31 protein-coding genes and 4 pseudogenes are annotated in these 19,452 nt (G+C 54.1%); 31 read left to right on the top strand and 4 right to left on the bottom strand.

The window, feature by feature from the left end:
* The first annotated feature begins 180 nt into the window (after nucleotides 1–180).
* The 9 genes from SK33_RS26175 to SK33_RS26135 all read left to right on the top strand — a co-directional run bounded on the left by SK33_RS26175 (nucleotide 181) and on the right by SK33_RS26135 (nucleotide 5,147).
* Nucleotides 181–1,083, top strand: a complete 903-nt coding sequence (locus SK33_RS26175; RefSeq protein WP_001348615.1) for a DUF1281 domain-containing protein — start codon at nucleotides 181–183, stop codon at nucleotides 1,081–1,083.
* Entirely contained in the window at nucleotides 1,080–1,391 is a 312-nt protein-coding gene (locus SK33_RS26170) for a hypothetical protein (RefSeq protein ID WP_011254640.1), read from the top strand. Before SK33_RS26175 ends, SK33_RS26170 begins: the two co-directional genes overlap by 4 nt.
* Before the next feature lie 76 nt (nucleotides 1,392–1,467).
* Nucleotides 1,468–2,151: a DNA methylase gene (locus SK33_RS26165; RefSeq protein WP_000086185.1), complete on the top strand. Its 684-nt coding sequence runs from the start codon at nucleotides 1,468–1,470 to the stop codon at nucleotides 2,149–2,151.
* Complete coding sequence (locus SK33_RS26160; protein WP_001104873.1) at nucleotides 2,152–2,373, top strand: hypothetical protein; 222 nt, start codon at nucleotides 2,152–2,154, stop codon at nucleotides 2,371–2,373.
* Nucleotides 2,303–2,821: a DUF1380 family protein gene (locus tag SK33_RS26155; RefSeq protein ID WP_123325260.1), complete on the top strand. Its 519-nt coding sequence runs from the start codon at nucleotides 2,303–2,305 to the stop codon at nucleotides 2,819–2,821. The genes SK33_RS26160 and SK33_RS26155 overlap by 71 nt, the downstream gene beginning before the upstream one ends.
* A 50-nt stretch (nucleotides 2,822–2,871) precedes the next feature.
* Nucleotides 2,872–3,648: a hypothetical protein gene (locus SK33_RS26150; protein ID WP_001753849.1), complete on the top strand. Its 777-nt coding sequence runs from the start codon at nucleotides 2,872–2,874 to the stop codon at nucleotides 3,646–3,648.
* 416 nt (nucleotides 3,649–4,064) lie between these two features.
* Entirely contained in the window at nucleotides 4,065–4,490 is a 426-nt protein-coding gene (locus SK33_RS26145; RefSeq protein ID WP_001198928.1) for an antirestriction protein, read from the top strand.
* 46 nt (nucleotides 4,491–4,536) lie between these two features.
* On the top strand, nucleotides 4,537–4,959 hold the full coding sequence (locus SK33_RS26140; protein ID WP_000271753.1) for a DUF1380 family protein: 423 nt from the start codon (nucleotides 4,537–4,539) through the stop codon (nucleotides 4,957–4,959).
* Nucleotides 4,956–5,147, top strand: coding sequence for a hypothetical protein (locus SK33_RS26135; protein WP_001027516.1), 192 nt, complete (start codon nucleotides 4,956–4,958; stop codon nucleotides 5,145–5,147). Before SK33_RS26140 ends, SK33_RS26135 begins: the two co-directional genes overlap by 4 nt.
* Nucleotides 5,148–5,513: 366 nt before the next feature.
* On the opposite strand, the pseudogene SK33_RS26840 reads toward SK33_RS26135, so the two are convergent.
* Nucleotides 5,514–5,668, bottom strand: a pseudogene (locus SK33_RS26840) (hypothetical protein); the annotation flags it as partial.
* 513 nt (nucleotides 5,669–6,181) lie between these two features.
* Between SK33_RS26840 and SK33_RS26130 the strand changes: the two are divergent.
* The 5 genes from SK33_RS26130 to SK33_RS26600 are packed head-to-tail and all read left to right on the top strand — an operon-like array spanning nucleotide 6,182 to nucleotide 8,862.
* The gene (locus SK33_RS26130) at nucleotides 6,182–6,412 is read left to right on the top strand and encodes a hypothetical protein (protein WP_000218642.1); all 231 of its coding nucleotides are present in this window, start codon (nucleotides 6,182–6,184) and stop codon (nucleotides 6,410–6,412) included.
* Between the two features lie 51 nt (nucleotides 6,413–6,463).
* The gene (locus SK33_RS26125) at nucleotides 6,464–7,825 is read left to right on the top strand and encodes a DUF3560 domain-containing protein (RefSeq protein WP_000170714.1); all 1,362 of its coding nucleotides are present in this window, start codon (nucleotides 6,464–6,466) and stop codon (nucleotides 7,823–7,825) included.
* 47 nt (nucleotides 7,826–7,872) lie between these two features.
* Nucleotides 7,873–8,436: a methyltransferase gene (locus SK33_RS26120; protein ID WP_001348621.1), complete on the top strand. Its 564-nt coding sequence runs from the start codon at nucleotides 7,873–7,875 to the stop codon at nucleotides 8,434–8,436.
* Between the two features lie 25 nt (nucleotides 8,437–8,461).
* Nucleotides 8,462–8,692 carry a hypothetical protein gene (locus SK33_RS26115; protein WP_021526513.1) on the top strand — a complete coding sequence of 77 codons (231 nt, stop codon included), beginning with the start codon at nucleotides 8,462–8,464 and terminating at the stop codon, nucleotides 8,690–8,692.
* Nucleotides 8,587–8,862, top strand: a complete 276-nt coding sequence (locus tag SK33_RS26600; protein WP_071780182.1) for a hypothetical protein — start codon at nucleotides 8,587–8,589, stop codon at nucleotides 8,860–8,862. Before SK33_RS26115 ends, SK33_RS26600 begins: the two co-directional genes overlap by 106 nt.
* Here the strand turns inward: SK33_RS26600 and SK33_RS26835 are convergent.
* Nucleotides 8,862–9,033, bottom strand: a pseudogene (locus SK33_RS26835) (hypothetical protein); the annotation flags it as partial. The gene SK33_RS26600 and the pseudogene SK33_RS26835 overlap by 1 nt on opposite strands.
* Nucleotides 9,034–9,102: 69 nt before the next feature.
* Here SK33_RS26835 and SK33_RS26595 point away from each other — a divergent pair.
* The 9 genes and pseudogenes from SK33_RS26595 (at nucleotide 9,103) to SK33_RS26585 (ending at nucleotide 14,287) form a co-directional block, all read left to right on the top strand.
* On the top strand, nucleotides 9,103–9,309 hold the full coding sequence (locus SK33_RS26595; RefSeq protein WP_000547975.1) for a hypothetical protein: 207 nt from the start codon (nucleotides 9,103–9,105) through the stop codon (nucleotides 9,307–9,309).
* A 25-nt stretch (nucleotides 9,310–9,334) separates the two neighbouring features.
* Complete coding sequence (locus tag SK33_RS26110) at nucleotides 9,335–9,874, top strand: single-stranded DNA-binding protein (protein ID WP_000290841.1); 540 nt, start codon at nucleotides 9,335–9,337, stop codon at nucleotides 9,872–9,874.
* 62 nt (nucleotides 9,875–9,936) lie between these two features.
* The gene (locus SK33_RS26105; RefSeq protein WP_000005990.1) at nucleotides 9,937–10,170 is read left to right on the top strand and encodes a DUF905 family protein; all 234 of its coding nucleotides are present in this window, start codon (nucleotides 9,937–9,939) and stop codon (nucleotides 10,168–10,170) included.
* A gap of 65 nt (nucleotides 10,171–10,235) precedes the next feature.
* Nucleotides 10,236–12,194 (top strand): ParB/RepB/Spo0J family partition protein, encoded by a 1,959-nt coding sequence (locus SK33_RS26100; protein ID WP_000117179.1) that lies wholly within the window; start codon nucleotides 10,236–10,238, stop codon nucleotides 12,192–12,194.
* A 54-nt stretch (nucleotides 12,195–12,248) separates the two neighbouring features.
* Nucleotides 12,249–12,683 carry a conjugation system SOS inhibitor PsiB gene (psiB, locus tag SK33_RS26095; protein ID WP_000845940.1) on the top strand — a complete coding sequence of 145 codons (435 nt, stop codon included), beginning with the start codon at nucleotides 12,249–12,251 and terminating at the stop codon, nucleotides 12,681–12,683.
* The gene (locus tag SK33_RS26090; RefSeq protein ID WP_001276232.1) at nucleotides 12,680–13,399 is read left to right on the top strand and encodes a plasmid SOS inhibition protein A; all 720 of its coding nucleotides are present in this window, start codon (nucleotides 12,680–12,682) and stop codon (nucleotides 13,397–13,399) included. Before psiB ends, SK33_RS26090 begins: the two co-directional genes overlap by 4 nt.
* A 221-nt stretch (nucleotides 13,400–13,620) precedes the next feature.
* Nucleotides 13,621–13,770 (top strand): annotated as a pseudogene (gene mok, locus SK33_RS26590) (plasmid maintenance protein Mok); the annotation flags it as partial.
* Nucleotides 13,712–13,837: a type I toxin-antitoxin system Hok family toxin gene (locus SK33_RS26085; RefSeq protein WP_001372321.1), complete on the top strand. Its 126-nt coding sequence runs from the start codon at nucleotides 13,712–13,714 to the stop codon at nucleotides 13,835–13,837. The pseudogene mok and the gene SK33_RS26085, both read left to right, overlap by 59 nt.
* 219 nt (nucleotides 13,838–14,056) lie before the next feature.
* Entirely contained in the window at nucleotides 14,057–14,287 is a 231-nt protein-coding gene (locus SK33_RS26585) for a hypothetical protein (RefSeq protein ID WP_001426396.1), read from the top strand.
* Here SK33_RS26585 and SK33_RS26580 read toward each other — a convergent pair.
* Nucleotides 14,285–14,458, bottom strand: a pseudogene (locus SK33_RS26580) (hypothetical protein); the annotation flags it as partial. The gene SK33_RS26585 and the pseudogene SK33_RS26580 sit on opposite strands and share 3 nt — an antisense overlap.
* Nucleotides 14,459–14,527: 69 nt before the next feature.
* On the opposite strand from SK33_RS26580, the gene SK33_RS26080 reads away from it, so the two are divergent.
* The 3 genes from SK33_RS26080 to SK33_RS26070 all read left to right on the top strand — a co-directional run bounded on the left by SK33_RS26080 (nucleotide 14,528) and on the right by SK33_RS26070 (nucleotide 15,986).
* Nucleotides 14,528–14,734: a hypothetical protein gene (locus tag SK33_RS26080; protein WP_000275859.1), complete on the top strand. Its 207-nt coding sequence runs from the start codon at nucleotides 14,528–14,530 to the stop codon at nucleotides 14,732–14,734.
* A 24-nt stretch (nucleotides 14,735–14,758) separates the two neighbouring features.
* Nucleotides 14,759–15,046, top strand: coding sequence for a hypothetical protein (locus SK33_RS26075; protein WP_000107535.1), 288 nt, complete (start codon nucleotides 14,759–14,761; stop codon nucleotides 15,044–15,046).
* A 118-nt stretch (nucleotides 15,047–15,164) separates the two neighbouring features.
* Nucleotides 15,165–15,986: a DUF932 domain-containing protein gene (locus SK33_RS26070; RefSeq protein WP_001234469.1), complete on the top strand. Its 822-nt coding sequence runs from the start codon at nucleotides 15,165–15,167 to the stop codon at nucleotides 15,984–15,986.
* A 296-nt stretch (nucleotides 15,987–16,282) separates the two neighbouring features.
* Here SK33_RS26070 and SK33_RS26065 read toward each other — a convergent pair whose 3' ends face one another.
* The gene (locus tag SK33_RS26065; protein ID WP_000243712.1) at nucleotides 16,283–16,885 is read right to left on the bottom strand and encodes a transglycosylase SLT domain-containing protein; all 603 of its coding nucleotides are present in this window, start codon (nucleotides 16,883–16,885) and stop codon (nucleotides 16,283–16,285) included.
* Nucleotides 16,886–17,215: 330 nt separating this feature from the next.
* On the opposite strand from SK33_RS26065, the gene traM reads away from it, so the two are divergent.
* From traM to traL, 5 genes are all read left to right on the top strand, one after another.
* Nucleotides 17,216–17,599 (top strand): conjugal transfer relaxosome DNA-binding protein TraM, encoded by a 384-nt coding sequence (gene traM, locus SK33_RS26060; RefSeq protein ID WP_001151566.1) that lies wholly within the window; start codon nucleotides 17,216–17,218, stop codon nucleotides 17,597–17,599.
* A 133-nt stretch (nucleotides 17,600–17,732) separates the two neighbouring features.
* Nucleotides 17,733–18,410 (top strand): PAS domain-containing protein, encoded by a 678-nt coding sequence (locus SK33_RS26055; protein ID WP_001348626.1) that lies wholly within the window; start codon nucleotides 17,733–17,735, stop codon nucleotides 18,408–18,410.
* A gap of 87 nt (nucleotides 18,411–18,497) precedes the next feature.
* Entirely contained in the window at nucleotides 18,498–18,725 is a 228-nt protein-coding gene (gene traY, locus SK33_RS26050) for a conjugal transfer relaxosome protein TraY (protein WP_001254388.1), read from the top strand.
* A 33-nt stretch (nucleotides 18,726–18,758) separates the two neighbouring features.
* Nucleotides 18,759–19,121, top strand: a complete 363-nt coding sequence (gene traA, locus SK33_RS26045) for a type IV conjugative transfer system pilin TraA (RefSeq protein ID WP_000338606.1) — start codon at nucleotides 18,759–18,761, stop codon at nucleotides 19,119–19,121.
* Nucleotides 19,122–19,125: 4 nt separating this feature from the next.
* Nucleotides 19,126–19,437, top strand: a complete 312-nt coding sequence (traL, locus tag SK33_RS26040) for a type IV conjugative transfer system protein TraL (protein WP_000012107.1) — start codon at nucleotides 19,126–19,128, stop codon at nucleotides 19,435–19,437.
* The last annotated feature ends 15 nt before the right edge of the window (nucleotides 19,438–19,452 follow it).

Raw genomic sequence — 19,452 nt, 5'->3', positions numbered from 1 at the left:
AAGTGTGTCGCTGTCGCCGGCCTCCTCACCCGGTCACGTTTCGTCGTTCCTCCTCCACGCGCTGCGGCTTCGGGGCCGCACCTGCATTCGTATGCGGTCGCCCGGTTACAGGTGCGGCACGGCCTGATGGAGGCCGCATGTGAGAGGAGAATTCCCATGCCAAACTGGTGCTCGAATCGTATGCATTTTTCTGGTGAACCGGCACAGATTGCTGAGATTAAACGACTGGCCAGCGGTGCCGTCACACCGCTTTATCGCCGCGCCACAAATGAAGGTATTCAGCTGTTTCTGGCCGGAAGTGCCGGACTTCTGCAGACCACTGAAGATGTGCAGTTTGAACCGTGCCCCGGACTGACGGATGCCGGACGTGGTGTTGTATCGCCGGAGAATATCGCGTTCACCCGCTGGCTGACACACCTGCAGAACGGTGTACTGCTGGATGAGCAAAACTGCCTGATGCTGCATGAACTCTGGCTGCAGAGTGGTACTGGCCAGCGTCGCTGGGAAGGATTACCGGATGAGGTCAGGGAAACCATCACCGTGCATTTCACCGCAAAAAGAGGTGACTGGTGTGGCTTCTGGAGTAACGAGGATGTATCGGTGTGGTGGAACCGTCTGTGTGACAATGTACTGCCGGAAAAAACCATGCCGTTTGACCTGCTGACGGTTCTGCCCACCCGCCTGGATGTTGAAGTGAATGGCTTTAACGGTGGTGTTCTGAACGGTGTTCCTTCTGCGTATCACTGGTATACGGAACAGTATGGCGTGAAGTGGCCTGTGGGGTATGAGGTGAATATCAGCCGTCAGGGAGAAAACTTCATTCAAGTGGATTTCGACACGCCGTGGTGTCAGCCGGAAAGCAACGTTGTTGCAGAATTAAGCCGCCGTTTCGGCTGCACGCTGGAGCACTGGTACGCCGAACAGGGCTGCAATTTCTGTGGCTGGCAGCGATATGAGCGTGGAGAGCTTGTTGATGTGCTGTGGGGGGAACTGGAATGGTCTTCCCCGACAGATGATGATGAGCTGCCGGAAGTCACCGCGCCGGAGTGGATAGTCGACAAGGTGGCGCATTACGGGGGATGAAGTATGACGGAGACGGGCGGGCAACCGCCCGTTTCTTTTCCGACAAAGGATGTCGCCGTGCTCCTCTTTTTACTGCGCCGGCTGACGCGGCGCGGCAGGAACGCTGCCTGTGGTCAGTGTCCCGCGTCCGGCGGGCACGGGACGGGCGCTTTTACTGCTCCCGGCTGGCACCGGTGACAGTGTACGCCAGCCTGTCGCCCTTTTCTGATGAACGCCCTTCAAGCCGCTTTCGCGGCATATTCTCGCCGTCAAAAAGACGACGGCTGCGATATTCCACGGTCGGCCTGACCCGTTACCGGACGCGGTGAACAGCCCACAGGCAGCGGGGAACGGGCACCACAGGGGGGCCCTCCCGGTGCCCTCTGTAAGAGAAGGAGCGTTGTTATGTCCCGTTTTGTCCTTGGTAACTGCATCGATGTTATGACGCGTATCCCTGATAACGCCATTGATTTCATATTAACTGACCCGCCATATCTCGTCGGTTTTCGTGACCGTTCCGGGCGCACCATCGCCGGCGATAAAACCGATGAATGGCTGCAACCGGCCTGTAATGAAATGTACCGCGTACTCAAAAAAGACGCGCTGATGGTGAGCTTCTACGGCTGGAACCGCGTCGATCGCTTTATGGCCGCCTGGAAAAATGCGGGATTCAGCGTTGTTGGTCACCTGGTCTTCACCAAAAACTACACATCGAAGGCCGCATATGTGGGCTATCGCCACGAATGCGCCTACATCCTGGCAAAAGGCCGTCCACGTCTGCCACAAAACCCGCTGCCGGACGTGCTGGGCTGGAAATATTCTGGCAATCGTCATCACCCGACGGAAAAGCCCGTTACCAGCCTGCAACCGCTGATTGAGAGCTTCACACACCCGAACGCAATTGTGCTGGACCCGTTTGCAGGCAGCGGCTCAACCTGCGTCGCCGCCCTCCAGTCCGGACGCCGGTATATCGGTATCGAGCTGCTTGAGCAGTATCACCGTGCCGGGCAGCAACGCCTTGCCGCCGTGCAACGGGCCATGCAGCAGGGGGCCGCGAATGATGACTGGTTTATGCCGGAGGCTGCGTAAATGAACTATGCCGGACACGAAAAACTTCGCGCCGACGTGGCGGAGGTGGCCAACACCATGTGTGACCTTCGGGCCAGGCTGAACGATATGGAGCATCGCTGTCGCTTTGATTCCGATGTGCTTGTTGAACGCCTGACACGCCAGACGCTGTATCGCGCCAATCGCCTGTTTATGGAGGCGTATACCGAAATTCTGGAACTGGATTCCTGCTTCAAAGATTGAGAAGGAGACGAGAATGTACGGAACATGCGAAACGCTATGCCGGGAGCTGGCAGCAAAGTATCCGGGAGACGCGCCGCTGATGCTGGTTATCTGGTCCCCGGAAGAGATTCAGGCACTGGCTGACGGTATGGAAATTTCTCTGACCGATCATGAAATCAGGACCGTCCTGGCGCGCATGGAGGACATCCCGGAAGACCAGCGGACTGAATCCGGTATTTCTTCCGCCGCGGTGATGGAGATTATCAGCAACGTGAGCGAAAACCGCCAGGTGACCGTCCCTGCTGAACTGCTGGCGTCCCTGATTCAGACCGCTGAACAGGCACTGTGGAAACGTGAGTGGGCCGCCCGTGATAACGGCCTCGCCGTCCCGGAATGCGTTACCCGCCGTCAGGCGGTGGTTAATCAGGCCCGCACCCTGCTGAAAAACAACACACACGAAAACAACTGATGTTATCGCCGCCTGCCCTGCGGGCGGCGATACAGGGAGAACGCTTAATCATGAACGAAAACAGCACGCTGAACGCACTGATTTGTCGTCACGCCCGTAACCTGCTGCTGGCGCAGGGCTGGCCGGAAGAGACGGATGTTGACCAGCGAAATCCGAACTATCCGGGCTGGATCAGCATTTACGTGCGGCTGGATGCGCCCCGGCTGGCGACGTTACTTATCAACCGTCACGGCGGCGTACTGCCGCCGCTCCTGGCCTCCGCCATTCAGAGACTGACCGGAACCGGGGCGGAACTGGTACTGTCCGGCAGTCAGTGGCAGTCGCTGCCGGTACTTCCGGCAGACGGAACGCAGGTGTCTTTCCCGTATGCCGGAGAATGGCTGACCGAAGACGAAATCAGGGCTGTTCTTGATGCGGTGCACGATGCGGTACGAAGCATCTGTTACCAGGTGGCAGAAGATGCGCGGCGTATCCGTGCGGCGCTGACCACCACCGGTCAGACGTTGCTGACCCGCCAGACGCGCCGCTTTCGCCTGGTCGTGAAGGAAAGCGATCACCCCTGCTGGCTCGATGAAGATGACGAAAACCTGCCCGTGGTGCTCGATGCCATCGTGAACCGGGGAGCACGTTTTTCGTCGGTGGAAATGTATCTGGTCAGTGAGTGTATTGAGCATATCCTGTCCAGTGGGCTGGCCTGCGATGTGCTGCGTATACCGGATGAACCGCCCCGCCGCTGGTTTGACCGTGGTGTTCTGCGGGAGGTGGTCCGGGAAGCCCGGACCGAAATCCGCAGCATGGCGGATGCCCTGGCAAAAATCCGGAAATGATGACACTGGCGGGGTAAATCCCCGCCTTTTTCCTGCCGGTCCCCGGACAGAGCACAAAGGAAGTCGCCGCCGGCTCCGCTTTACCCGGCCATGCAGGGCATGGCCTTGTGGTTTTTCAGTTATGTGGCCTCAGCGTCGTGTGCGGGCTGTGCCGTGCCTCCATCTTAGCCGGGCTGGCGTTGATGCAAGGGTACGCTTCGCCGCTGCGGTCACCCGGTCCCTCCTTCCCGTCTGCCGTGATTTTCCGGTCGTTCACCCGCTCAGATTTCGCGGTCTCACCCTGCAACTCCCGTCAGCCGTGTGCGTCAGGCTGCGGCTTCCCTTGCGCCCCTGCATCCCCGCCTGTTCGCCCGGCTTTTATGGAGGCACGGCACCGCCCGGTGTCGCGGAATATGTGAACAACGGAGGAAAACATCATGCAATATGCGAAACCTGTCACTCTGAATGTTGAAGAGTGCGACCGTCTCTCCTTTCTGCCGTATCTGTTTGGCAACGATTTTCTGTATGCCGAGGCGTATGTGTACGCGCTGGCGCAAAAAATGATGCCGGAATATCAGGGAGGCTTCTGGCACTTCATCCGCCTGCCGGACGGTGGCGGTTACATGATGCCGGATGGCGACCGTTTCCACATGGTGAACGGTGCAAACTGGTTTGATCGTACCGTGAGTGCTGATGCCGCAGGCATCATCCTGACCTCCCTTGTGATTAACCGCCAGTTGTGGCTGTACCACGACAGCGGGGATGCAGGACTGACCCAGCTTTACCGGATGCGCGATGCGCAGTTGTGGCGTCACATCGAATTTCACCCCGAATGCAACGCGATTTACGCGGCTCTGGACTGATTAACGGACGGGGCGGCAATGCCGCCCCTGTAAAGGAGACGAGAACATGTACTGTACTGTTAAAGAAATTATCCGCGAAGTGCTGGATACAGACGTGCCGGACAGTGAATGCGTTTTTGCCGTAGTGCTGACCCGTGGGGATGTGCGTCACATAGCCCAGGACTGGAGTCTGACAGACGATGAGCTGGAAACCGTCATGCAGCGGCTGGACGATGCCTTTGAATATGGTGCGGATGTCAGCGTTGTTCACGGCGTTGTTCGTGAACTGATGGAAGAAAAGCGCGCCAGCCGTCAGGTGACAGTCCCGGCGGTGATGCTGGAAAAAGTGATGGCGCTGGCAGGCAGTGAAATGAAGCGCCTGTATGCCGTCGGGAGTGAGAACGGGGGCGACGGTGACGCATTCGTCAGGGAGGAACGCGAAGCAATGGACGTTGTGTTACAGGCGCTGGACGGGGAGACGATGTCATGAATATCAGCACAGAAACCCGCGAAATTCTGCGTAATTACAGGGCCGTGATTAATGCGCGGCGTCGTGAAATGGGGCAGAAACCGCTCACCACCGCGCAGATTGTTGATGAAATCTGCGATTTTGTGGCGAATCAGCAGGCGGTTTTCCTGGGCGGTCACTACATCTTACAGGGTAGCAGAAACAGGTGATACAGGGGCAGGCGGTGGAGGCCGCCTGTCAGTCCGCGCGAAAACCCCTGGCAGGCTGACGCCTGCCGGAAGGGAAGCGGGCCACGCTGGCGCGTCGCCCGTTACCCTTCCCGTCTGTGATGTGTCTGACTCAGGAGTGTTTCTTTCTTATGTTATGGAACTGTTCCTGATGTTGTTGTTCCTTTATCTGCTGCTCTGATTCTGACTACTGCAGTGTTGTTCTGTCTGCCGGGCGCACCTTCGGCTCCCGGCTGCCTGGCGGCATCCGGTCGTCAGGCCCGACTCCGACAGGCAGCTGCTGGCGCACCCGCCAGTCTCCGCCGAACCCGCTGGCGCGGTTTCGGGCTGTCGCTACGGTCCGATGCGTGAAAACCCCGGGCTTGCAGCGACCGTTCCGGTCGCGCCACCCTTGTCGCGCCGTGGCCTGCGCTCCCGGCATCCCGGCAAAAGGCCGCCGGGATGTAAGGGGCAACGCCGTTTCGCGCACGCGCTCTCCGTCGTTGCGGCGGGTCCCTGCTCATTGCCTGCCGGTGCCACACACCCGTATGAGTCCCTGTCGCCTGGGGCTGATACAGCCACAACCTGCCGCACTGACTGTCCAGGGTAAATGAACAGCCCACAAAATTTTTTACCCAAAACCCGGTAAAAAATTTTGCGTTCTGCCCAGGACAGGTGCGTCAGGCCGTGGCAGTGATGCCCCTTGCGGCGAAGGTTCTCAAACGGGTGAAGTTCATACCACAGGGTATACAGCAGCAGGTTCCCGCGAAACGTCAAAACCGCGGCTCCCGAAACTCAACGGGTGATGTTCTTTAAAAATCAGGATTTATTTCAGGCTCCGGCAATACGCATTTATGTGTTCTGTCAGTCATCCGGCTGGCAGGTAATGAGAACGCAGGAACAGAAGGAGGAAAACACCGGAGAACGTCAGACGCAGATATGAAAAAAGCAGGTCAGGGACCTGCTTAATCCACACCGCAGAGACTGCACGAACAGTCTTTACGGTTTCATTAATTAACGTCATAAGAGGCTAAATTATGACAGTAAGTATTGTTTCACCTTCCGCAGCGGCTGTAAAGCCCCGCCGTCATCCCCGTTTCAGACGCGAAGACATCCCCGCGCCGGAAATTGACCCCGTGCTGAAAGCCTTCGGGCGACACATTGCCCGGAGTTTTCACCGGGGGCGTGGTGTACACATCCCCGCCATGAAAAACACGGCCTTCGGGCAGGTGCTCCGCACACTCGAACTGAAACGCGCTTTTAACTGATGAGGTGAGCCGCCCCGCGAGGGGCGGCAACAGACGGAAGGAGAACATTTTATGACATTAGCAGCAATCACCATGACCGCCCCGGAAGCCGCCAGCCCTGTGCAGATGTACCGCGCGACCTACTCACCGGATGACAACAAACTGCGCCTGTATGCCGTGTCACGTCTTGACCCGGAGACGTATAAAAAAGTGCATGATGCCGGTTTCCGCTGGGCACCAAAACAGGCGCTGTTTGTCGCGCCAGCCTGGACACCGGGCCGGGAAGACGTGCTCCTCTCACTTGCCGGAGAGATTGAGGATGAAGACAGCACGCTCGCTGAACGTCAGGAAGCACGGGCGGAGCGGTTTACCGGATACAGCGGAAAGCGGGCCAGTGAATCCGCACAGGCACTTGATGAAGTGGAAAGACTGGCCGCGATGATCCCGCCCGGTCAGCCCATTCTTGTGGGGCATCACAGCGAACGCCGCGCCCGTCGTGATGCGCAGCGTATTGAAAACGGCATGAAACGAGCCGTGATGCTCTTTGAACGTGCGGAATACTGGGAAGAGCGGGCGCGGTCGGCACTGCTTCACGCGAAGTATAAAGAACGTCCGGACGTTCGCTGGCGTCGTATCAAAAAAATCGAAGCTGATTTGCGCAAGGCTGAAAAGACCATCGCGCAGTCGCAGAAATATCTGACGATGTGGCGGGCTGAATCGCTGGATCTGAATATGGCAAAACTCATCAGCAGTCATGACCATATCAGCGCCTGTTTCCCGCTGGATACGTATCCGCGCCCGGCAGAAAAAAGCCAGTATGAAGGAAGTCGATCGTTATGGTCGGCCCTGGATGATGACATCATCACCACGGAGCAGGCCCGCGAAATTGCGATCCGCTGTCATGAACGGCAGATTCAGCATCAACAACGCTGGGTTAACCACTATCAGAACCGCCTGATCTATGAGCGTGCCATGCTGGACGAAAGCGGCGGCGTGGTTACCCGGACACAGGATTTTGAGCCGGGCGGACAGGTTTTCAGCCGGGGCGAGTGGCTGACCATCATCCGTGTGAACAAAAGCAACGGGGCGGTGAGTTCAGTCACAACGCCAAATTACAGTTTTCTCGGGTACAGCGGCACGATGAAAGTGACGCCCGATCGCATCACGGACTACAAAGCACCATCGGCAGAAGAGGCTGCCGTCGCCAGTCAGGCCGCGAAGCGTCCGCCGGTAGTCAACTATCCGGGGGAAGGTTTCCGGGAAATGACAAAGGCACAGTGGGCCGCCCTGCCCCGGGACTGTAAGGCCGTGCGCAGTGTGGCAGAAGCAGAAGACCACGGGGCATACCGGTACCGCCGCACAATGGACAATAATTTCCGCCTGGTGAATGTGTATATCTCCGACATGAAAATCACGGAAATCCCACAGAAATAAGGTATATCCCCCCGGGAAAATCCCCGGGGGATGACGGAGATAATGATATGCACAGTCAGTTAAGAGAACGTATCCGGCTGATGCGCGCAAGGCTGGATAACGCCGCGCCGGTTGCTGAAATCCGGGCTGAATCTCAGCTTTTTGTGACTCCTGCCCCGGTCTGTGATCGCCTGGTGATGCTGGCGGAGATCAGCAACCGTGATCACATTCTGGAACCCTCTGCCGGCACCGGGGCCATACTGCGGGCGATTCGGGATACCGCGCCGGGGGCCATGTGTGATGCGGTGGAAATCAACAGCGGGCTGGTCCGGTATCTGCGGGAAAATTTTAACGGTGTCAGGGTTCAGTGTGGCGACTTCATGGAATGGCTGCCGGTGCAGTATTACAGCCGGGTTATCATGAATCCGCCGTTCAGCCACGGGCAGGATATCCGGCATATCCTGCGGGCCTTTTCCCTGTTGCGTCCGGGTGGCGTGCTGGTCGCCGTCTGTCTCAACGGACCACGCCAGCAGGAGAAGCTGTTACCGTTTTCTGACGTCCGCGAGGAGCTGCCGCGCGGCACGTTTGCTTATACCGATGTCCCGACGATGATTATTCGTCTGCGTGCCTGATGACACAGGGCCGGCGGGAGGATAAATGCCTGTCTGCCCGCGCCGGGAAAAAACGCGCGCCGGTGGCGCTGAAAGGGGCCGCGCTCACGCGCCGCCCCTTTCATTACGCGGACGTTCTGATGGGGGCTTCTGTTTCTTCATGCCTGTCATTTGTCTGTTACTGATGTTGTTGTTCCTGCTACTGCTACTGCTACTGCTACTGCTACTGCTACTGCTACTGCTACTGCTACTGTTCTTCTTTTTCCTGCTGCTCTGATTCTGACTACTGCAGTGTTGTCCTGTCTGCCGGGCGCACCTTCGGCTCCCGGCTGCCTGGCGGCATCCGGTCGTCAGGCCCGACTCCGACAGGCAGCTGCTGGCGCACCTGCCAGTCTCCGCCGAACCCGCTGGCGCGGTTTCGGGCTGTCGCTACGGTCCGATGCGTGAAAACCCCTGGCTTGCAGCGACCGTTCCGGTCGCGCCGCCTCTGTCGCGCCGTGGCCTGCGCTCCTGGCATCCCGGCAAAAGACCGCCGGGATGTAAGGGGCAACGCCGTTTCGCAAACCGCGCTTCACGTCGTTGCGGCGGGTCCCTGCCCGTTGTTCTGTCCGGTGCCATTCACCTGTTTAAGCCCCTGTCGCCGGGGGCAAAGACAGCCACAACCGTCTCCGCCAGTCCAGGGGTGAAATGCACATCCCGCAAAACTTTTTGCCCAGAAGCAGGCAAAAACTTTTGCGGTCTGCCCCCGGACAGTCGTTTCCGTCCGTGGCAGTGATGCCCCATGCGGCGAAGGTTCTCAAAAAGGTGATGGTGAATACCGGAGGGAACAAAAGGCAGGTCCCCGCAAAACGTCAAAACCGCGGCTCCCGAAACTCAAAAGATGATGGGGGCTGAAAACATCAACAGAAGGAGGCACATCATGGCAGTTCGTGGCATTAACAAGGTCATTCTCGTAGGACGCCTGGGAAAAGATCCGGAAGTCCGTTACATCCCCAACGGGGGCGCAGTGGCAAACCTGCAGGTCGCCACGTCGGAAACCTGGCGTGACAAACAGACAGGGGAGATGCGGGAGCAGACAGAATGGCATCGCGTGGTGCTGTTCGGCAAGCTCGCGGAAGTGGCTGGCGAATATCTGCGCAAGGGCGCGCAGGTCTACATCGAAGGTCAGCTTCGCACCCGTAGCTGGGAAGATAACGGTATCACCCGTTACGTCACCGAAATTCTTGTTAAGACCACAGGCACCATGCAGATGCTGGGACGTGCCGCAGGTGCTCAGACTCAGCCGGAAGAGGGGCAACAGTTCAGCGGTCAGCCTCAGCCGGAACCACAGTCGGAGGCCGGTACGAAAAAAGGTGGCGCAAAAACGAAAGGCCGTGGACGTAAGGCCGCGCAGCCCGAGCCTCAGCCGCAACCGCCGGAGGGGGAGGATTACGGGTTTTCAGACGATATCCCGTTCTGATCGGGCTGACTGTGATAACCGCCCCGCCCCGTTCTGTGCGGGGCATCACCGGAGAGATGAGAATGAGCGAATATTTCAGAATACTTCAGGGGCTGCCTGACGGTCCTTTTACCCGCAAACATGCCGAAGCTGTTGCCGCACAGTACCGGAACGTCTTTATCGAGGATGACCACGGCGAACAGTTTCGCCTGGTTGTCCGTAATAACGGTGCAATGGTCTGGCGTACCTGGAATTTTGAGGACGGTGCCGGGTACTGGATGAACCATGTCATCAGGGATTTCGGGATTCTTAAGTAAGAGAGGTGCCGGACGGGGACACGTCCGGCAGACAATCATTATTACCGTTTTGGGAGGTACTAACTATGTCAGTTACAGAGTCTAAGGCAAAAACGGAGCGTAAATCCAGCCGTAAACCTGCAAAAACGCAGGAAACAGTCCTGTCTGCCCTGCTGGCGCAGACGGAGGAAGTGAGCGTGCCGCTGGCCTCACTGATTAAATCACCGCTGAATGTGCGCACGGTGCCGTATTCTGTGGAGTCCGTCAGCGAACTGGCTGAGTCCATTAAGGGCGTTGGCCTGTTGCAGAATCTGGTCGTGCATACCCTGCCTGGTGACCGTTACGGTGTCGCCGCAGGTGGTCGCCGACTGGCTGCACTCAACATGCTGGCAGAGCGCAACATCCTTCCGGCTGACTGGCCTGTACGCGTGAAGGTTATTCTGCAGGAACTGGCGACTGCCGCATCAATGACTGAAAACGGTCATCGTCGGGATATGCACCCTGCCGAACAGATTGCCGGATTCCGCGCAATGGCGCAGGAAGGCAAAACACCTGCGCAGACTGGCGACCTGCTGGGCTATTCACCCCGCCACGTCCAGCGAATGCTGAAACTGGCAGACCTTGCACCCGTCATCCTTGATGCGCTGGCAGAAGACCGCATCACCACCGAACACTGTCAGGCGCTGGCGCTGGAGAACGACACCGCGCGTCAGGTGCAGGTGTTTGAAGCCGCCTGCCAGTCAGGATGGGGCGGTAAACCGGATGTGCGGGTTATCCGCAACCTGATTACCGAAAGTGAAGTGGCGGTGGCTGGGAACAGTAAATTCCGCTTCGTGGGGGCTGATGCCTTCTCGCCAGACGAACTGCGCACCGATTTGTTCAGCGACGACGAGGGTGGCTATGTGGACTGCGTGGCGCTCGATGCCGCCCTGCTGGAAAAACTCCAGGCTGTCGCAGAGTTCCTTCGGGAAGCCGAAGGCTGGGGATGGTGTGCCGGACGCATGGAGCCTGTAGGTGAGTGCCGTGAGGATGCCGGAACATACCGCTGTCTGCCGGAGCCGGAAGCGGTGCTGACGGAGGCGGAAGAAGAACGTCTGAACGAACTGATGACGCGTTACGACGCGCTGGAAAACCAGTGTGAGGAATCTGACCTGCTGGAAGCAGAAATGAAGCTGATGCGCTGCATGGCGAAGGTCAGAGCGTGGACGCCGGAGATGCGTGCCGGAGGTGGAGTGGTGGTGTCCTGGCGTTATGGCAACGTGTGTGTCCAGCGAGGTGTGCAGTTGCGCAGTGAGGATGACGTGGCTGACGACGCTGACCGCACGGAACAGGTGCAGGAGAAAGCGTCAGTGGGGGGAATCAGTCTGCCACTGCTGACGAAAATGTCTTCCGAACGCACGCTGGCAGTCCAGGCGGCGCTTATGCAGCAACCGGACAAATCTCTGGCACTGCTGGCATGGACGCTCTGCCTGAATGTGTTTGGCAGCGGAGCGTACAGTAAACCGGCACAAATCAGCCTGGAATGTAAACATTATTCGCTGACCAGCGATGCGCCGTCAGGGAAGGAAGGTGTCGCATTCATGGCGCTGATGGCAGAAAAAGCCCGTCTTGCTGCCCTGTTACCGGAGGGATGGTCACGAGACATGACGACATTCCTGTCACTCAGTCAGGAGGTGCTGTTGTCCCTGCTCAGTTTCTGCACCGCATGCAGCCTTAACGGTGTCCAGACCCGTGAGTGTGGTCACACGTCACGCAGTCCGCTTGACTCGCTGGAAACCGCTATCGGATTCCACATGCGCGACTGGTGGCAGCCGACAAAAGCAAACTTCTTCGGACACCTGAAAAAGCCGCAGATTATCGCAGCCCTGAATGAGGCAGGACTGTCCGGTGCTGCACGGGATGCAGAGAAGATGAAGAAAGGTGATGCGGCTGAACATGCAGAGCACCATATGAAAGACAACTGCTGGGTGCCTGGCTGGATGTGTGCACCACATCCACAGACGGATACCACTGAACGCACCGATAACCTGGCTGATGCCGCCTGATAAACAACCACACCGCCCCGCCGGAGACGGGGCGGCAGCAAGGGAGATACCGTGATGAAAACTGAACTGACCCTGAATGTATTACAGACCATGAGCGCACAGGAATATGAAGATATCCGGGCAGCCGGAAGTGATGAACGTCGTGAGCTGACACACGCCGTGATGCGGGAACTGGATGCGCCGGACAACTGGATGATGAATGGCGAGTATGGCAGTGAGTTCGGGGGCTTTTTCCCCGTCCAGGTTCGTTTCACGCCAGCCCACGAACGTTTCCACCTGGCGTTATGTTCACCGGGCGATGTCTCTCAGGTCTGGGTGCTGGTTCTGGTGAATGCCGGTGGTGAGCCGTTTGCGGTGGTTCAGGTACAGCGGCGGTTTGCACCGGAAGCCGTCAGCCATTCACTGGCACTGGCGGCGTCACTGGACGCGCAGGGGTACAGCGTCAGTGACATCATCCATATCCTGATGGCGGAAGGAGGTCAGGCATGAGCGCACGTTCACAGGCACTGGTTCCTCTCAGCACAGAGCAACAGGCCGCATGGCGGGCGGTGGCGGAGACCGAAAAACGCCGCCATCAGGGTAACACGCTGGCTGAATATCCGTATGCGGGGGCGTTTTTCCGCTGTCTGAACGGAAGCCGCAGGATATCGCTGTCTGACCTGCGATTTTTCATGCCGTCCCTGACCGCAGAAGAACTGCACGGCAACCGTCTTCAGTGGCTGTATGCCATCGATGTGCTGATTGAAACACAGGGCGAGGTCTGCCTCCTTCCCCTTCCCGGTGATGCAGCAGAGCGCTTGTTCCCGTCGGTGCGGTTTCGTGTCAGGGAACGCAGTCGCCATAAATCCGCGCTGGTCATGCAGAAGTACAGCCGCCAGCAGGCGAGGGAGGCAGAGCAGAAAGCCCGTGCGTACCAGGCGCTGGTCGCTCAGGCTGAAATCGAACTGGCATTCCATTCGCCGGAAACAGTCGGAAGCTGGCATGCACGCTGGAGTGACCGGGTGGCAGAGCATGACCTGGAAACCCTGTTCTGGCAGTGGGGCGAGCGTTTTCCGTCACTGGCCGGAATGGAACGCTGGCAGTGGCAGGATATGCCATTCTGGCAGGTCATCGCAGAGGCTGGTATGGCGGCAAGGGTGGTCGGTCATGCTGTTCGTGAGATGGAGCGGTGGATGGTGCCGAACAAACTCCGGGAGGCAGCGTGATGCGGCAACAATCACACGGATTTCCCGTGAACGGTCTGAATGAGCGGATTATTTTCAGGGAAAGTGAGTGTGGTCAGCGTGCAGGTATATGGGCTATGATGTGCCCGGCGCTTGAGGCTTTCTGCCTCATGACGTGAAGGTGGTTTGTTGCCGTGTTGTGTGGCAGAAAGAAGATAGCCCCGTAGTAAGTTAATTTTCATTAACCACCACGAGGCATCCCTATGTCTAGTCCACATCAGGATAGCCTCTTACCGCGCTTTGCGCAAGGAGAAGAAGGCCATGAAACTACCACGAAGTTCCCTTGTCTGGTGTGTGTTGATCGTGTGTCTCACACTGTTGATATTCACTTATCTGACACGAAAATCGCTGTGCGAGATTCGTTACAGAGACGGACACAGGGAGGTGGCGGCTTTCATGGCTTACGAATCCGGTAAGTAGCAACCTGGAGGCGGGCGCAGGCCCGCCTTTTCAGGACTGATGCTGGTCTGACTACTGAAGCGCCTTTATAAAGGGGCTGCTGGTTCGCCGGTAGCCCCTTTCTCCTTGCTGATGTTGTACGGGCATGAACAACCTGACTTCAGGAAGGTCGTTTCCCTTCAGGAACGGGGATGAACGCGCGCCTGCGGCGCCCGTTCTTTTCCCCCGCCTTCTCTGGTTATGGCCTGTCAGAAATCACATCACCTTCCCTGTGATTATTCTCTTTTTCTTCCTGCTCTGATTCTGACTACTGCAGTGTTGTCCTGTCTGCCGGGCGCACCTTCGGCTCCCGGCTGCCTGGCGGCATCCGGTCGTCAGGCCCGACTCCGACAGGCAGCTGCTGGCGCACCTGCCAGTCTCCGCCGAACCCGCTGGCGCGGTTTCGGGCTGTCGCTACGGTCCGATGCGTGAAAACCCCGGGCTTGCAGCGACCGTTCCGGTCGCGCCGCCTCTGTCGCGCCGTGGCCTGCGCTCCTGGCATCCCGGCAAAAGACCGCCGGGATGTAAGGGGCAACGCCGTTTCGCAAACCGCGCTTCACGTCGTTGCGGCGGGTCCCTGCCCGTTGTTCTGTCCGGTGCCATTCACCTGTTTAAGCCCCTGTCGCCGGGGGCAAAGACAGCCACAACCGTCTCCGCCAGTCCAGGGGTGAAATGTACATCCCGCAAAACTTTTTGCCCAGAAGCAGGCAAAAACTTTTGCGGTCTGCCCCCGGACAGTCGTTTCCGTCCGTGGCAGTGATGCCCCTTGCGGCGAAGGTTCTCAAAAAGGTGATGGTGAATACCGGAGGGAACAAAAGGCAGGTCCCCGCAAAACGTCAAAACCGCGGCTCCCGAAACTCAACAGATGATGGGGGCTGAAAACCAGAGAGAGGAGAAAGCAGGATGAGTACCCGAAATATCCACGTTAACACCGCGTCGTACACGCTTCTTGTTGCCGGGAAGAAAAAAAACACCGGGGAAGAGTGGGACGTCCTGGAATTCAGCAGCCTGACTGAGCTGAAAAAATATCGCAAAAGCCACCCGGAAAAGATGGCCTTCAGTTATAGCTACGCGCTCAGTCAGGGTGTGGATAAGCAGTTCCGCCATATCAACATTGCGGAAGCCGATCACTTCAAACAGTTCCTGCGTCAGATTAAGCGTGCCGGCCTCGATATCCGGGCGATCTGCTGACCGGATGTGATGAATACCCCTCCTGATTGTTGCAATCTTGTTAATGGAGATCGGGGGGGATGATATTAAGCGGAAAAATTTTTTATTAAATTTATTCTTTCATAAAGGAGTAGCTGTTATGCGATTAGCTTCCCGTTTTGGTCGGTATAATTCCATCCGCCGTGAACGTCCTTTAACGGATGATGAATTAATGCAGTTCGTGCCTTCGGTATTTTCCGGTGATAAACATGAGTCCCGGAGTGAACGTTATACGTATATTCCAACAATCAATATCATCAATAAGTTACGTGATGAAGGTTTCCAGCCATTCTTTGCCTGTCAGAGTCGGGTTCGTGATTTGGGACGTCGCGAATACAGTAAACATATGTTACGTCTTCGCAGGGAAGGGCATATTAACGGACAGGAAGTTCCTGAAATTATCCTGCTTAATTCACATGATGGTTCATCCAGTTATCAGATGATCCCCGGAATTTTTCGTTTTGTCTGCACAAATGGCCTGGTGTGCGGAAATAATTTTGGCGAAATCCGCGTTCCACATAAAGGTGATATTGTCGGGCAGGTTATCGAGGGAGCGTATGAAGTGCTCGGTGTCTTTGATAAGGTCACTGATAATATGGAGGCGATGAAAGAAATTCATCTTAACAGTGACGAGCAACATTTATTTGGCAGAGCTGCACTGATGGTCAGGTATGAAGATGAAAATAAAACGCCAGTGACACCTGAACAGATAATTACTCCCCGTCGTCGGGAAGACAAACAGAACGATCTCTGGACAACCTGGCAGCGGGTTCAGGAGAATATGATAAAAGGTGGATTATCGGGGCGAAGTGCCTCCGGGAAAAATACCAGGACAAGAGCCATTACAGGTATTGATGGTGATATAAGAATCAACAAGGCGTTATGGGTGATTGCCGAACAGTTCAGAAAGTGGAAGTCATGATAATATAAGTAAAGCCCCGAAAAAATTTTCGGGGCTTTACTTATATTATCATTTTTCGGCATTGCTGTGTCGTCTGATATACCTCAATTTCATCAACCGGCTTTCCGGTTGTCTGTAAATATTGTGCCTGCGAAAAATGGTCTGGCAGGAGGCTGCGCAGTTACCGGGTATATATAAGATGGGTTCCCGCTTCGCGGGGCTTCGGCCAGTCAGTATTGTCACTCATATGATATTTTTGTGTGTGGCCTTCCATGCCGCTTTTGCGGCATAACCGGTATCTGACAATGTCTGTAAGATTAATTGTTCTGCACGCTGTTAATTTCCGGAAGTGATTTCTTCGTGGCCGGAAGCCGGATACCTTTACTGCTTTTTATCCCGGTATAAATCCGGTAAACATCTGATGCGTAGGCAAGACGTCTCTGGTTCTGGCGTTCGGTTTTCCTGAATCCGGCATTGTATGCACCAACGGCCTCCCAGGTGACGCCCCATTTTTTAAATGCTATTGCCAGATAATAAGCACCGGTATAAATGTTCATGCAGGGATCTGTTGTCAGATGTTCTGGCTTAATTCCGTAGCGGGCCAGTTCGTTAAAATGCTGGGAATCTACCTGCATCAGTCCGCTGCCATATCCCGTTACCGGATTAATACCGATGGCATTAACCCGGTAACGGGATTCTTGCCATGATATTGCTCTCAGTAAATCAGGATCTATTTTGTAATCCCGGCCTGCAAGATCAAAGCAATCAGTGGCTTGGCAGATCTCATTTATAAACATCAGGCAGATGGCTAACATCCATTTTTTCATTTTTCCACCTCTGGTGACTTTATCCGTAAATAATTTAACCCACTCCACAAAAAGGCTCAACAGGTTGGTGGTTCTCACCACCAAAAGCACCACACACTACGCAAAAACAAGTTTTTGCTGATTTGCTACTTGAATCATTAACTTATGTTTTAAATAATGTATTTTAATTTATTTTACATTATAAAAAGGATTCATTGGTGAATCGCATATGATTCACCAATGAATTTAACACAACTCATAGATGAATCAGTAATAATAAAACAACGAGTTAAAGCGAATTGACTCTAGATTCAATTCGTGATGTGATTTGCTGCATGAATCGTAATTTTCGTAACTTGCGTCACGATTCGATTCATCGATGAATTGTCTTTTTTTTATATGTGAAATAAATTTGATGCGATAAGAAAATAAAGAGGTATACATATGGCGAAAGTGCAGGCTTATGTCAGTGACGAAATTGTCTATAAAATAAATAAAATTGTGGAAAGAAGACGTGCAGAAGGAGCTAAAAGTACAGATGTAAGTTTCTCAAGCATATCCACTATGCTTCTCGAATTAGGGCTTCGTGTATATGAGACTCAGATGGAGCGTAAAGAGTCTGCATTTAATCAGACTGAGTTTAATAAATTGCTTCTTGAATGCGTTGTAAAAACACAATCATCAGTAGCGAAAATTTTGGGTATTGAGTCTCTCAGTCCTCATGTCTCCGGAAATCCAAAGTTTGAATATGCGAATATGGTCGAAGATATCAGGGAGAAGGTGTCATCTGAGATGGAGAGGTTCTTTCCAGAAAATGATGAGGGTTAAAAAAGAATTAAAAGTTGATTTGCTTCAAATAACAGGATTTTGATCTGGTTCAATTTGATGACAATTAACCGCATAAAGGTTATATTAATTATGTGGTTAATGCCACGTTAAAACTTGATATTAAAAATCGCCGATGAGAGAAAGGCCACTTAACAGTCAATCTGTAAATAAATACATTCTTAACGTTCAAAATATCTACAGGAATTCTCCTGTTCCTGTTTGTGTCCGTAACAAAAAAAGGAAAATCCTTTATGCCAATGGGGCCTTTATTGAACTCTTTTCCAAAGAAGATAAACCCTTCTCTGGTGAAAGTTATGTACGTCTGCAGGTTGAAATTTTTCTTTCATCACTTGAGCTTGAATGCCAGTCTCTTGGGCATGGTTCCGCATTTTGTCGTCGTTTTAATTTTCATGGAGAAATCTATCAAATAAGGATGGAAAATGTTTCATTTTATAATGAAGAATCTGTTGTTCTATGGCAAATTAATATATTTCCTGACTATCCATTCTTTCGTGTGGAAAAAGAAAATTATTATCATCGTGATAGCTATGTACAGTCTGTTATATCGAATATGACAGCAAAATCATTGGTTGTTTTTTGTTTCTATGCATTAGGGTATAAACATATAAATATAGCTAAAGAATTAAAAATCACAGAAGTGGCTTCTAAAAAAAGGATTAAAAAGATTAATGCGGATATCAATAAAAGATTGGGTTCCTTCGATTTGTTCAGGAATAAATGTATTAAGACAGGTGTAATGTACGAAATATTAAATGTTTTGAGTGAATATATGGGTGTTAAAAAAATGTAATAAAGCAGGGCTCGTTTTGGGCCCATTTTCGACAGGCCATTTCTGTGCAATCATGATTTTATTGGTCAGGAAACAGAGGTGAATTGAGTGAGGAGGCGTAACGCGAGAGGCGGGATAAGCAGAACAGTCTCAGTGTATCTCGATGAAGATACAAATAACCGACTTATTCGGGCCAAAGATCGTAGCGGTAGAAGTAAAACTATAGAGGTTCAGATCCGTCTCAGAGATCATCTGAAACGGTTTCCTGATTTCTATAATGAAGAAATATTCAGGGAGGTGATCGAAGAGAACGAGTCAACATTTAAAGAACTTTAGTTTTTATCTATCAATATTAAACAGAGGAATCATATGGACGCCTTTTTAAGTGTTCAGGGTGCTTCTGCGCCCGTCAAAAAGAAATCGTTTTTTTCTAAATTCACTCGTCTGAATATGCTTCGCCTGGCTCGCGCTGTGATCCCTGCTGCTGTTCTGATGATGTTCTTCCCGCAACTGGCAATGGCAGCACAGGGCCAGGACCTGATGGCAAGCGGTAACACCACGGTTAAGGCGACCTTCGGTAAGGACTCCAGTGTTGTTAAATGGGTTGTTCTGGCTGAAGTTCTGGTCGGTGCGGTCATGTACATGATGACCAAAAACGTCAAGTTCCTGGCCGGTTTTGCCATCATCTCTGTATTTATTGCTGTGGGTATGGCCGTCGTTGGCCTGAAATAAAACGATGTCGGGAGACGAGAATAAACTTAAGAAATATCGTTTCCCGGAAACACTGACCAACCAGAGCCGCTGGTTTGGCCTGCCACTGGATGAACTGATCCCCGCCGCAATCTGTATTGGCTGGGGTATCACAACATCAAAATATCTGTTCGGTATTGGTGCAGCGGTTCTGGTTTATTTCGGGATTAAAAAACTGAAAAAAGGGCGGGGCAGTTCCTGGTTACGAGACCTGATTTACTGGTATATGCCAACAGCCCTGCTGCGCGGTATTTTTCATAATGTTCCCGATTCGTGTTTCCGGCAGTGGGTTAAATAGAACTGATACCAGGAT

Source organism: Citrobacter sp. MGH103, assembly GCF_001034475.2.
GTDB lineage: Bacteria > Pseudomonadota > Gammaproteobacteria > Enterobacterales > Enterobacteriaceae > Citrobacter > Citrobacter freundii.
This window is presented reverse-complemented; position numbering and strand designations above follow the sequence as displayed.